The sequence below is a fragment of the Streptomyces caatingaensis genome, assembly GCF_001187435.1.
In the GTDB taxonomy this organism is placed as follows: domain Bacteria; phylum Actinomycetota; class Actinomycetes; order Streptomycetales; family Streptomycetaceae; genus Streptomyces; species Streptomyces caatingaensis.
In genome coordinates, this window is the sequence record NZ_LFXA01000009.1 from 427,523 (window position 1) to 439,971 (window position 12,449).

At 74.7% G+C, this 12,449-nt stretch carries 10 protein-coding genes; 8 read left to right on the forward strand and 2 right to left on the reverse strand.

Annotated features, from left to right (window positions below; all coding sequences use genetic code 11):
- The first annotated feature begins 22 nt into the window (after window positions 1–22).
- The 4 genes from AC230_RS15225 to AC230_RS15240 all read left to right on the forward strand — a co-directional run bounded on the left by AC230_RS15225 (window position 23) and on the right by AC230_RS15240 (window position 5,546).
- The gene (locus AC230_RS15225) at window positions 23–610 is read left to right on the forward strand and encodes a dihydrofolate reductase family protein (RefSeq protein WP_049716708.1); all 588 of its coding nucleotides are present in this window, start codon (window positions 23–25) and stop codon (window positions 608–610) included.
- Between the two features lie 305 nt (window positions 611–915).
- Window positions 916–3,003, forward strand: a complete 2,088-nt coding sequence (locus AC230_RS15230) for an NACHT domain-containing protein (RefSeq protein ID WP_157868581.1) — start codon at window positions 916–918, stop codon at window positions 3,001–3,003.
- A 70-nt stretch (window positions 3,004–3,073) separates the two neighbouring features.
- Window positions 3,074–4,180, forward strand: a complete 1,107-nt coding sequence (locus AC230_RS15235; protein WP_049716710.1) for a DUF2332 domain-containing protein — start codon at window positions 3,074–3,076, stop codon at window positions 4,178–4,180.
- A 91-nt stretch (window positions 4,181–4,271) separates the two neighbouring features.
- Window positions 4,272–5,546, forward strand: a complete 1,275-nt coding sequence (locus AC230_RS15240) for a hypothetical protein (protein ID WP_049716711.1) — start codon at window positions 4,272–4,274, stop codon at window positions 5,544–5,546.
- 59 nt (window positions 5,547–5,605) lie between these two features.
- Here AC230_RS15240 and AC230_RS15245 read toward each other — a convergent pair whose 3' ends face one another.
- Window positions 5,606–5,986, reverse strand: a complete 381-nt coding sequence (locus AC230_RS15245; protein ID WP_049716712.1) for a DUF192 domain-containing protein — start codon at window positions 5,984–5,986, stop codon at window positions 5,606–5,608.
- A 115-nt stretch (window positions 5,987–6,101) separates the two neighbouring features.
- Between AC230_RS15245 and AC230_RS15250 the strand changes: the two genes are divergently transcribed.
- A complete protein-coding gene (locus AC230_RS15250) occupies window positions 6,102–6,839 on the forward strand; it encodes a prepilin peptidase (RefSeq protein ID WP_049716713.1) in 738 nt (245 codons plus the stop codon).
- A 607-nt stretch (window positions 6,840–7,446) separates the two neighbouring features.
- Here the strand turns inward: AC230_RS15250 and mgrA are convergent.
- Window positions 7,447–8,487 carry an L-glyceraldehyde 3-phosphate reductase gene (mgrA, locus tag AC230_RS15255; RefSeq protein ID WP_049716714.1) on the reverse strand — a complete coding sequence of 347 codons (1,041 nt, stop codon included), beginning with the start codon at window positions 8,485–8,487 and terminating at the stop codon, window positions 7,447–7,449.
- Window positions 8,488–8,615: 128 nt separating this feature from the next.
- On the opposite strand from mgrA, the gene AC230_RS15260 reads away from it, so the two are divergent.
- The 3 genes from AC230_RS15260 to AC230_RS15270 all read left to right on the forward strand — a co-directional run bounded on the left by AC230_RS15260 (window position 8,616) and on the right by AC230_RS15270 (window position 12,341).
- Complete coding sequence (locus AC230_RS15260; protein ID WP_049716715.1) at window positions 8,616–9,377, forward strand: isoprenyl transferase; 762 nt, start codon at window positions 8,616–8,618, stop codon at window positions 9,375–9,377.
- 502 nt (window positions 9,378–9,879) lie between these two features.
- Window positions 9,880–11,202 (forward strand): PhoH family protein, encoded by a 1,323-nt coding sequence (locus AC230_RS15265; protein ID WP_049716716.1) that lies wholly within the window; start codon window positions 9,880–9,882, stop codon window positions 11,200–11,202.
- Window positions 11,203–11,609: 407 nt separating this feature from the next.
- A complete protein-coding gene (locus tag AC230_RS15270) occupies window positions 11,610–12,341 on the forward strand; it encodes an aggregation-promoting factor C-terminal-like domain-containing protein (RefSeq protein WP_049716717.1) in 732 nt (243 codons plus the stop codon).
- The last annotated feature ends 108 nt before the right edge of the window (window positions 12,342–12,449 follow it).

The window sequence follows — 12,449 nt, forward strand, 5'->3', positions numbered from 1 at the left end:
GGAACCGCTTCCAGGAGCCTCCTTGCGCAAGCTCGTGTACTGCATCGCCACCACCCTCGACGGCCACATCGCGGGCCCGGACGGCGCGGACCCCACCGGCCCCGACGGCTTCTGGCCCGTCCCCGCCGACTACATCCGGCACCTGATCGCCGAATACCCCGAAATCCTCCCGGTCCAGGCCCGTACCGCCCTCGGCGTCACCGCCGAGGGCACGCACTTCGACACCGTCGTCGAGGGCCGCCGTACGTACGAGATCGGCCTCAGGGCCGGCGTCCCGGACGCGTACCCGCACCTCCGTCACCTCGTCTTCTCCCGGACCCTCACCGAGGCCCCGGCCCCCGCCGTCGAACTCGTCGCCACCGACCCGGTCGTGAGGGCCCGCGAGCTCAAGCAGGAGCCCGGCAAGGACATCTGGCTCATCGGCGGCGGCGAACTGGCCGCCTCCCTCTACCCGGAGATCGACCGCCTGATCATCAAGCTCGGCCCCCTCACCACCGGCACGGGCATCCCCCTCTTCGCCCCCTCGGCCGGCTTCGCGCCGCGCGTGTGGACGCTGTCCGAGCATGTGGTGACGGAGAGCGGGGCGGTGTTCCTGACGTACGACGCGTAGCGGTTCGCCGCGGTCTTCTGCGACCTCGTGCCGCCTCCGCCCGTCCCGGACGGGCGCCCGGCGCCGGCGGGTGGCCGGGAACACCGCCGGGCGGGCGGCGCCGGGCGCGTCACGGGCTCGGCGCAGCGCGCCCGTCCGGGACGCCCGGGCCCGCGTGGGACAGGGATGAGGGGGCCGCCCCGTGTGCGCCCTCGTGATGCGCCCGTGCGCCCCGGCGGGCGGGGGTGCACCGGCGCGTTCACGTGGTTGGATTCCAGCCACGCGACGGCATGCGAGGGCACGCGACGGCCGGGACGGGGTGCGCGATGACCCAGTGGCGCAACGACATTTCGGGTGGGAGCGTCCGGGGGCCGGCGATTCAGGCCGGGACGATCGGGAGCGTCCACCTGGGAGCGAGAGCCGCGCCGCCGCCGGACCGGCTGAGCCGGGTGAAGAGGCGGCTCGCGGAGGAGGTGCGGCGGCAGTGGCAGGAGGAGGCGCGGGCGCAGGGGCTGCAGAGTCCGGCGCCGCTGCGGCTGTGGTGGCGCAGGACGGAGCGGGCGGTGGCGGCCCGGAGCGCGGGCGCGGGCGCGGTCCGGCGGCGGGGCGACGTGGCCGATCTGGTGGCGGCGTTCCGTGAACTGCCGGTCAAGCAGCTGGTGATCCTGGGCGAGCGGGCCTCCGGCAAGACCGTCTCGATGATGCTGCTGACGCTCGGCCTGCTGGAGGCGTACGACCCGGCGGCCCCGGTGCCGGTGCTGATGACGGCGTCCTCGTGGCATCCGCGCCGGGAGCACCCGGACACCTGGCTGGCCCGCCGGCTGGTCGAGGAGCACCCCTTCCTGGCCGACCGGAAGGAGTGGGGCAGGGGCATGGCCGACCGGCTGGTCGCCGACGGGCATGTGCTGCTCATGCTGGACGGGCTGGACGAACTCCCCTCGGATCTGCACGCGTTCGCGATCAGGGCGCTGGACATGGCGCGGGGCGGTGAGGACGGCCGGCTGGTGGTGACGTGTCTGGCGGCCGAGTACGAGGAGGCGGTGGCCCGGAGCGGCCGGATCCTGACGCGGGCGACCGTGGTGGAGATGGAACCGGTCGGGCTCGACCGGGCCGAGGAGTTCCTCACGGCCGACCGGCCGCCCGCGGACCGCCGCTGGCAGGACGTGCTGGCGCGGCTGCGCGCCGACCCGCGCCACCCGGAGACACCCCTGGCCCTCGCGCTGACCAGCCCGCTCATGGTGGCCCTGGCGCGGGCGGTCTACGCCCCGGCGGGGCAGGACCCCGGGGAACTGCTGCTCCTTCCGGACCGGAAGGCCGTCGAGGGGCGTCTGCTGGGCGACTTCCTGCCGGCGGCGTACGAGGCGCGCCCCCGGCCGCCGGGCGCGGGGCGCGCCGCCCCGGCGCGCTACGATCCCGAACGCGCGGGCGCGTGGCTGGCGTTCGCCGCGCGCCACATGAACCGGAACCGGACGCAGGACTTCGCCTGGTGGCAGGTGGCGACGGCCGTGCCGGGGAGCGTCCGGGGGCTGGTGTCCGGCACCGCCTCGGGGGTCGGGTTCGGCGCGATCGGCGACGCGGCGGGCGGGCCGGTGATCGGGCTGGTCTTCGCGGTCCCGTTCGCGCTGGCCGGATTCCTCGTGCAGGCGACCGCCCGGTGCCGCCCGCCGACGCGGGTGGAGATCCGTGTCCGGGGGACGCGGGCGCCGTTCCTGCTCCGGTCGGTGGTGGGTTTCGTGCTCGGGATCGGGCTCGGCTTCGGCTTCGAGGTCCCCGTCCCGGACGCGCTGATGCTGGGCCTGCCGTTCGCCCTGGCGCTGGGGCTGCACGCGTGGGTGCGGGTGCCCGCCGACGCGAAGAAGGTGTCGAGCCCCGGGCTCACGCTCCGGCAGGACCGCACGGCGGCGCTGATGCTGGGGCTGTCCTTCGCGCTCTCCTTCGGCCTGACCTTCGGAACGGTCTTCGCGTACACGGACCCGTCGGTCTCGATCTGGCCCGAACTGCGGCTCTTCGGCGGCCTGGTGGTCAACGTCGTCTTCGTCCTCCCCGGAGCGCTGGCCGGCTGGGCCGTGGGCCGCCTGTCGTACGGCGGTCTCGGCAGCGTCGTCTACGGTCTCGCCGGGGCCGTCGTGAGCGGCGTCGTCTTCCCGCCCGCCGACGACCCCGGCTTCGCCTACGGGCTCGGCATCGCCTTCGGGTTCGCCTGCGGCTCCGTGGTCGTCCTGGGGCGCTCCTGGGGCGCGTTCGTCTTCGCGTGCGCCCTCCTGGCCCTGGCCGGCCGGCTGCCCTGGCGGCCGATGGCCTTCCTGGAGGACGCCCACCGCCGCGGCGTCCTCCGCCAGGCCGGCGGCGTCCACCAGTTCCGGCACGCACGGCTGCGGGACCACCTCGCGGAGCGCCCGCGCCGGGGCCTGTGATCGATCCCATACCGCCGCCCCGGGGCCGACGGGCCTACGGTGGAGGTCCGTTGACCCCGCGGAGGCGCTCATGACCCGTGCCCGTACCGCCGGCCTCATCGAGACCCAGGCCCGTGCCTGCGCCGCGCTCGGCTCGCCGCTGTACGCGGCGCTGCTGTCCCGGGTCGCCGACGACGTCCGCGCGGGCGGGCCCTGCGCCGACGCGGTCGCGCCGCTGGAGGGCGCGCCCGGACCGGCCGCGGCGGGCCTCCGGCTGATGGGCGCGGTGCACGCGCTGGTCCTGCTCGGGAAGGCGCCGGACCTGGCCCCGCACTACGCGGAGGCGGGGGATCCGGACGCCGCGTGGGAGGCGTTCCGCACGGCCGTCGCCGCGCACCCGGAGCACATGGCGGAGTGGATGCGGCGCCCGCCGCAGACGAACGAGGTAGGCCGGGCGAGCCAGTTGATCGCCGGCCTGCTGGTGGTGACCGACGCCCTGGGCCTGCCCGGGCCGCCGCCCGTGCGGCTGCTGGAGCTGGGCGCCAGCGCCGGGCTGAACCTCCGGGCGGACCGCTTCCGCATCCGGGGCGGGCCGCCGGAAGGCGGGTTCGCGTGGGGGGACCCCGCCTCGCCCGTCGTCCTGGACGGCGCCTGGCGCGGCGGCACCCCGCCGCCGCGCATCGCGGCGGCCGCCGCCCGCATCCCCGCCCTGCGCGTCGTCGAACGGCTCGGCTGCGACGTCGATCCGCTGGACCCGCTCGACCCCGGCGACGCCCTCGCCCTGCGCGCCTACCTCTGGCCCGACGTGCCCCACCGGGCCGGGCGCCTCGCCGGCGCGACGGCCCTCGCCCGCGAGGTGCCCGCCCGGGTGGTGCGGCAGGGCGCCGCCGACTTCCTGGCCGGCACGCGGCTCCGGCCCGGCACGCTCACCGTCGTCTGGCACTCGGTGATGCGCCAGTACGTGCCGCCCGCCGAGTGGGCGCGCGCGGAGGCGGAGCTCGACCGGCTCGGCAGGGCCGGACGCGGGCCGGAGAGCGGCTGGTTCGCCCACGTCGCGTTCGAGCCGCGCCGCGTCGGGGGAACCCACCGGTTCGTCCTCACCGCCCGGCTCGGCGACGGGCCGGAGGAGCTCCTGGCCGAGGCGCACCCCTGGGGGCTGGACGGACGGGCGACGGAGGCCACCGCACCCGACGGCTGACGCCCGCCCGCGTCGTGTCCCTCGCGAACTCCCCGCCCCGCGCGGCAGGATGGCCCTCCGGGGTCACGGTGGCGGGTGAGGGGGACGGTGGGTGAACGGCGGCAGGGCGGCACTGCGGACGATGGCGGCCCTCGGGGCGCTGACCGTGACGGCCGCGGCACCCCCGGCGCGGGCCGACGGCGACGCGGGCCCGCCGGCGGCGCACGGCACGTCCCCGGGCGCCCGCGCGGTGCGCGGCGCGCCGGAGGGCGCGGACGGTCCGCTGCTGGAGCCGGGCGCCGAACGGACCTATACGGACACCCTCGCGCCCGGCGAGCACAAGTCCTACCGCGTACGGCTGGACGCGGGCTCGGACGCGTACGTCTCGGCGGTGGCCCTGCCCCGGCCCGGCGCCACGCCGGGGCTGCGCGACGGGATCGACCTGTCGCTGCGCGCCGCCGACGGCACGCCGTGCGGCCCGGCGCGGCACCGCTCGTTCCTGTCGGAGGGCGGCGCGTACCCGCTCGCCGACCACACGGAACGCCTCGCCGGTACGGGCGGTGCGTGCGGGGCGGCCGGTACCTACCGGTTCGTCGTGGCGCGCGGGGACGCCGACGGCGGTGACGCGTCGCCGCTGCCGGTGGAGCTGCGGTACACGACCGGCCACCCGGCCGCCACCGGCTCGCCGGCGCCCGATCCCGGCCCCGGCGGCTGGAGTTCGCAGCCGCCGTCCGCGCCGGCCGGCCCGGTCCGGGAGGTCGCCGGCGGGCGGGGATTCGACGACGCGGCCCGGGTGGACGGCGGTACGTGGCGGGACCGGATCCGGCCCGGGGAGACCCGCTTCTACCGGGTCGCCGTCCCGGCCGGCCACCAGCTCTTCGCGAAGGCGGTGTTCGGGAGCGCGCCCGGTCCCTACGTCGCCAACGGGGTGCGGCTGGGCCTGAGCGACGCGGCCCGCGGCCACGTGATGAACCGGACCGGCGGGTACGGCGGCGACGCCGCGGCCGTCGTCCTCGCCACCCCGCCGGCCGGCGGGCCGGGCGCCCTGCGCGGCGGGGAGGCCGAGCGCGGGATGGCCCGGCCCGGCTGGTACGTCCTCCAGCTGAGCCTCAACCCGAAGGCGGCGGGCGGCCGTCCGGACCCGGTTCCGGTGCGGCTGGCCATCGGCACGGCGCCCGCCCGCAAGGAGGCCGGGGCGGACGCCCTGCCGCGCGTCCCGGTGGGGCGCCCGGTGCCGCTGCGGTCCACCGGAGCGGAGGGCGACGGCGGGTGGCTGCGCGTCGCCGGGTACGCCGGCGTCGGCACCGGAACGGCGTTGCTGCTGGGGCTCGGTGGCTGGGTGCTCCTGGCGAGGCGCGCGGACGGACGGTCCGTCCGGGGACGCTAGCCCGTCCGTCCGGCAACGCCGGCCCGTCCCTGCGGGGACGCTGGCCGCCCCCGGGGACGCTAGCCCGTCCCTCCGGGGATGCTGCCCGCCCCCACGCGCAGCCGCACGCCCGGCCGGAGCCCCCACCGCGCCATGGCCCCGGCCGCCGCCTCCAGGACGTGGCGCGCGCGCAGGCGGGGCGCGCCGAGGCGGTGGGGGGCCATGGTGCGCACGGCGAGGACGGTCAAGTCCCGGTCCAGGTAGGCGACATCGATCGGGAAGCGCATCCCGAAGGTGTGCACGGAACCCGCCGGGGTGAGCAGCAGGGCGCCGTCGATCCCGTCGCGGCCGAGGAGGCCGCGGGTGCGGGCGCGGTACGAGGCGGCGATCTCGACGGGGACGGGCGCCAGGTCCCCGGTGCAGAGCGTGAGTTGGGTGTGACCGTCGTGCCAGTCGCGCATGGTGGGGCCTTCCGGGTCGCCCGAGGGTGACCACGTTATCCCTCGGCGCCGACTTGTCCACAGGGGGTTGTCCACAGGCCCGGCGGCCCGGCCCGGGGATCCGTAACCTCGGCTCATGGACTGGTGGTTGATCGTGACGGCCCTGGTGGCCGGCGTGTACGGCGCCCTGGTGGGCGCGTTGCTGCCGCGCGCCCGGTACCGGCTGGCCGTCGAGCCGGGGGAGCCGTGGCGCGGGGCGGCGCCGTGCGGCCACGCCCTCGGCGGCTGGGCGGGCCGGGCGCGGTGCGGGGTGTGCGGGGGGAGGTACGGGCCGGGCGCGCTGTGGCCGGCCGCCGCCACGGCGGCGGTGTGCGCGGGGACGGCGGCGGCGGTCGGGCCGCGCCCGGAGCTGGCGGTGTGGCTGCTGGCGGCCCCGGTGGGCGTGCTGCTCGCGGGGGTCGACCGGGCGGTGCGCCGGCTGCCCGACGTGCTGACCCTCCCGCTCGCGGCCGGGGCGGCGGCTCTGCTGGGCGCGGCGGCGGCGCTGCCGGGGGCGGCGGGCTCCTGGCCGGGGGCCCTGCTGGGCGGCGCGGCCCTCGGCGGCGCCTACCTCCTGCTCTTCCTGGCCCACCCGGCCGGCATGGGCTTCGGGGACGTGAAGCTCGCACTGGGGCTGGGCCTGATCCTCGGCTGGTACGGCTGGGGCGTGCTGATACTCGGCGGCCTCGCGGGACTGCTCCTCGCCTCGGCCTACGGAATGACCCTGCTGCTCACCCGGCGGGCGGGCCGTGGCGCCACGATGGCCCTGGGCCCCTTCCTGGTGGCAGGGGCCTGGGCGGGGGTGCTGGCGGGCGGCTGGGCGGTACGCCCGTGAGACGCGTTCGCGCGGATGGCCCTGGCCGGACGGCGGGCGCAACCCGGCCGGATGGCGGGCGCAACCCGGCCGGAAGGCGGACGCAACCCGGCCGGAAGCGGTCGGATCGGGCCGGACCCGTCCGATCCCGTCCGGACCGGTCCGGACGGGATCGGAGCGGTGCAGTTCGTGCGACGCGGGGAGCGACGAAACCGTCACGGAGCAGCATCGGCGTCAAGTCGGCGATGACTTTGCGCAACATTTTCGACGAATCCCGGAGGGCCCCTCCGGCGGTGTCGGCCGGCCGGCCGGTTCTACACTGTAGGCCCAGCGCTGAAGCGGTTTTGCGGGGTTTCGCAACCCCTCCCGAAGCCCCCATTTCAAGATCAACAACCCTGGCGGGAGTCAGCTTCGCGCGCCGCGTCACCCTTGTCGATGCATGAAGTACCCCCTCCGACCGGTTATGGTGGAAACCCCCCCTCGGGCCGGTCCGTATCCCCCCCACGGACCGGCCCGTTTTTCTTGGGGCGATGTCACGCTCCGTAGGAATCCGTGCGACTCCGCGCAGGTATCGCGCAAGAACCTTGCGGTTCCCAGCCCGATCCGTTCGCAACGGGACGGGAACGGGCTAGGAATCGCCCCGGCGCGCCCAGATGTTGACCCCCTCCGTGCTCACGGCCAGCGCGTCGATCTCGGCCAGCTCCTCCTTGGAGAGCTCCGGCCCGGCCAGGGCGGCCACATTGGCCTCCAGCTGGGCCACGCTCGACGCCCCGGTCAGGGCGGAGGTCATGCGCTCGTCCCGCAGGACCCAGACCAGGGCCAGCTGGGCGAGGGACTGCCCGCGCCGGGCGGCGATGTCGTTGAGCCCGCGCAGCCGGCGGACGACGTCCTCGGTGAGCAGCGCGGGGTCCAGCGACTTGCCCTGGGCGGCGCGCGAGCCCTCCGGCACACCGTGCAGGTACTTGTCGGTGAGCAGCCCCTGGGCGAGCGGCGCGAAGGCGATGCAGCCCATGCCCTCCTCCTCCAGGGCGTCGAGCAGCGCGTCGTCCTCGGTCCAGCGGTTGATCATCGAGTAGGAGGGCTGGTGGATCAGCGCCGGGACGCCCATGGCGCGCAGCAGCCGGGCCGCCTCCCGGGTCTGCTCGGCGCTGTACGAGGAGACCCCGGCGTAGAGCGCCTTGCCCTGCTGGACGGCGGACGCGAGCGCGCCCATCGTCTCCTCCAGCGGAGTGTGCGGGTCGAAGCGGTGCGAGTAGAAGATGTCCACGTAGTCGACGCCCATGCGCCTCAGCGAGGCGTCGAGTGACGAGAGCAGGTACTTGCGCGAGCCCCACTCCCCGTACGGGCCCGGGTGCATCAGATAGCCGGCCTTGGTGGAGAGCACCAGTTCGTCCCGGTAGGGCCGGAAGTCCTGTGCGAACACCTTGCCGAAGTTGAGTTCGGCGGAACCGGGCGGCGGGCCGTAGTTGTTGGCCAGATCGAAGTGGGTGACGCCCAGGTCGAAGGCGCGGCGCAGGATGGCGCGCTGGGAGTCGAGGGTGCGGTCGTCCCCGAAGTTGTGCCACAGTCCCAGGGAGAGGGCGGGCAGTTTGAGGCCGCTCCGGCCGCTGCGCCGGTACTCCATGGTGTCGTAGCGCGTTTCGGCCGCGAGGTAGCGCGAATCGGTCATGTGGCCACTGACTATCACGCTCCGGTGACAGGCCGAGTTGGGTTCCCGCGACACGCTGGCAGTAATGTGGCCGCCTCGGGCGACCGCGATGTGGCGGGGAACCGCAGTGGCATGGAGGGGCTGGAAACGTGAAGTTGCGCGACCTGGTGTACAGGCTCTACGCACGCCGGGTGGAAGGCCGCCTCGACCATGCCCAGGTCCCCAAGCACATCGGCGTCATCCTCGACGGCAACCGCCGCTGGGCCCGCGCCGACGGCCGGACGACCGAGCAGGGCCACCAGGCCGGCGCGGACAAGATCAGTGAACTCCTCGGCTGGTGCGACGAGACGGACGTCGAGGTCGTCACCCTCTGGCTGCTCTCCACCGACAACCTGGACCGCCCCGCCAAGGAACTCAAGCCGCTCCTCGGCATCATCGAGAACACCGTCCGCGGCCTCGCGGCGGACGGCCGCTGGCGCGTCCACCACGTCGGCCAGCTCGACCTGCTCCCGCCCGAGACGCAGACCGTGCTCAAGGAGGCCGAGCAGGACACCCTCGGCGTCAAGGGGATACTGGTCAACGTCGCGGTGGGCTACGGCGGGCGGCAGGAAATCGCCGACGCGGTCCGCTCGCTGGTCCTGGAGGCCGCCGAGAACGGCTCGACCTTCGAGGAGCTCGCCGAGCGCGTCGACATCGACCACATCACCAAGCACCTCTACACGCGCGGCCAGCCCGACCCCGACCTGATCATCCGCACCAGCGGCGAACAGCGGCTCTCCGGCTTCATGCTCTGGCAGAGCGCGCACTCCGAGTACTACTTCTGCGAGGTCTTCTGGCCGGCCTTCCGCAAGGTCGACTTCCTGCGCGCCCTGCGCGACTACGCGGCGCGCCACCGCCGCTACGGCTACTGAGCCCACCCGCCCGGCAGTTGGGCGGTGCGTGACGATGCGGCCCGCCGGACGCCGGTCCGGCCGCCTCCGCCCCGCACCCGCGCCGGAGCCCGCGCACACCCCGTCACCGCCCGCGCCGCGCAGGTGCGCAGGTCACTTGCCCGGTGCGCGCGCCCCGGCGGCGCGGCCCACGGGCCGTACAGAGATCGTTCGTTCACCTGCGCGTCGCATATGCCGTTGCATGGTCAAGCGCTTCGGCGGGAATATCCCCTCCAGGCCGACGGTCGGCCCAATGACCGTCGCTCTGCCAGCGGACGGCATGGGGCCGTCCGCCCGGGAGGCCCTTTGCACAACGGACGAGGCCCGCGACGGCCGGGCGGTGCGGCCCGGCCCCCCGGGGTCCGTCGTGTGCGTGACGCGGCCGGGCCGCCGCGGACCGGCGGCCGGCCCCCAGGGCGTGTGACCCGGTCTTCCCCGCGACGCAGTCGCGTCCACACCTCTCCCCGAGGGGGTTCGTGCACCCGTGGTGACCAGCAAGAAGCGCCGTGAGAACGACCGGCGCACCTATGTCCTCGACACCAGCGTCCTGCTGGCGGATCCAGGCGCGATGTGCCGCTTCGAGGAGCACGAGGTCGTGCTGCCCGTCGTCGTGGTCACGGAGTTGGAGGCCAAGAGGCATCACCCGGAGCTCGGTTACTTCGCCCGCAAGGCGCTGCGCCTGCTGGACGAGTACCGGGTGCAGTACGGCCGGCTGGACGCGCCGATCCCCATCGGGGAGCTCGGCGGCAGCCTGCGGGTCGAGCTGAACCACTCGGACCCGGGCATACTCCCCGTCGGCTTCCGCCTGGGGGACAACGACTCGCGCATCCTCGCGGTCGCCCGCAACCTCCAGGCCGAGGGCTACGACGTCACGGTCGTCTCCAAGGACCTGCCGCTGCGCATCAAGGCGTCGTCGGTGGGGCTGGCCGCCGAGGAGTACCGCGCCGAGTGGGCCGTCACGGACTCCGGCTGGACGGGGATGGCGGAGCTGACCGTCACCGCCGACCAGGTGGACGAACTGTTCGCGGCCGAACGGACCTTCGTGCCGGAGGCGGCCGAACTGCCCGTGCACACGGGTCTGGTGCTCCAGTCCGAGCGCGGCAAGGCACTGGGCCGGGTGGCGGCGGACGGCACGGTGCGGCTGGTGCGCGGCGACCGCGAGGCGTTCGGCATCCACGGGCGCAGCGCCGAGCAGCGCATCGCGCTGGATCTGCTGCTGGACCCGGAGGTCGGCATCGTCTCGATGGGCGGCCGGGCCGGTACGGGCAAGTCGGCGCTGGCGCTGTGCGCGGGGCTGGAGGCGGTGCTGGAGCGCCGGCAGCACCGCAAGGTGATGGTGTTCCGGCCGTTGTACGCCGTGGGCGGGCAGGAGTTGGGGTACCTGCCGGGCAGCGAGGCGGAGAAGATGAGCCCGTGGGCCCAGGCGGTCTTCGACACCCTGTCGGCGGTGACGACGGCGGAGGTGATCGAGGAGGTCGTCGGGCGCGGCATGCTGGAGGTGCTGCCGCTCACCCACATCCGCGGGCGGTCGCTGCACGACGCGTTCGTGATCGTCGACGAGGCCCAGTCGCTGGAACGAAACGTTCTTCTCACGGTGCTGTCGCGGATCGGCGCCAACTCGCGGGTGGTGCTGACCCATGACGTGGCGCAGCGCGACAACCTGCGGGTGGGCCGCTACGACGGGGTCGTCGCCGTGGTGGAGAAGCTGAAGGGCCATCCGCTCTTCTCCCATGTGACGCTGACGCGTTCGGAGCGTTCGCCGGTCGCGGCGCTGGTGACCGAGATGCTGGAGGACGGCCGCATCTGACGGCACGGCGTACGGCCAACAGGGCGCGTGGCAAAGCGAGGGAGCTTAGCCGCGCGCCGTCGTGGTCGCCGCTTTTTCCGGAAATCCTGTCGGGTAAACGGGATGTGACCTTTCCCACGCAACGCGGAATTGCCTCCGGGCGTCGGGTTGGGGCAGAGTCTGGGTCCTGTCAGGCCCCGCATACGGCACTTGCTCCTCCGGGGGCGTGCGGTACCACCAACTCCACAGCGCTGCCGTATGCCGCCCGCGTATCGTGCGGACCTCCTCTCCGGAGGCCCCGCCCGGGCCCGTGCCTCCGGTGACCGGCCGGTCCCGCTCCGCGGGTCCGGAGCAAGCGGAGGCCAGTGCGAGGGGCGCGATCGCGTCCGCGAGGTCACCTTGCGCGGGCGATGCTGGAAGGAATGCGTGTGAGCCGGATCTCCGTCCGGGGATTCGCCGTGGCCTCCGCCACCGCGGTCACCACCGTCGGCGCCGTCGTGGGTGTCGCCCAGGGCGACGAACGGGGCAGGACCCCTCACGGAGTCGAGGCGGCCGCCGCCGACACGACACTCCTCGCGGACCTCCCCTCCGGGCACAACGTCCAGGTGCAGACCGCCTCGCTGACCCAGCAGGCGGACACGCAGACCGGCGTGGCCCAGACGGCCGCCACCAAGGAGGCCCGGGAGGCCGCGCGCAAGCAGGCCGCCGAGGACGCCACCGCCAAGAAGGAGGCGGTGGAGGAGGCGAAGAAGAAGGAGGCCGAGGAGGAGGCCAGGAAGAAGGCCGAGGCCGAGCGGGAGAAGAAGGAAGAGGTCGCGAGCCGCTCCGCCGCCCGCGCCGACGCCGACTTCCCCGTCAAGGGCTCCTACTCCGTCGCCGAGATACAGGCCATGGCCCGGCAGATCGTGCCGGCCGACCAGTTCCAGTGCTTCAGCAACATCGTGAACAACGAGAGCAGCTGGGACTACACGGCGACCAACGCCTCCTCCGGTGCCTACGGCCTCGTCCAGGCGCTGCCCGGCACGAAGATGGAGTCCGCCGGTTCCGACTGGCGCACCAACCCCGCCACCCAGATCAAGTGGGGCCTCAGCTACATGAACGAGCGCTACCACAGCCCCTGCGGCGCCTGGTCGTTCTGGCAGGCCAACAACTGGTACTGAGCGTCTTCCGCGCTCCCGGCGAAGCCCCCGACGCAACCGTCGGGGGCTTTCCGCTGTCCTCCCCCGGGAATCCTTTCGACCTCGAACGGCCCGGCCCGGGTACGGTTC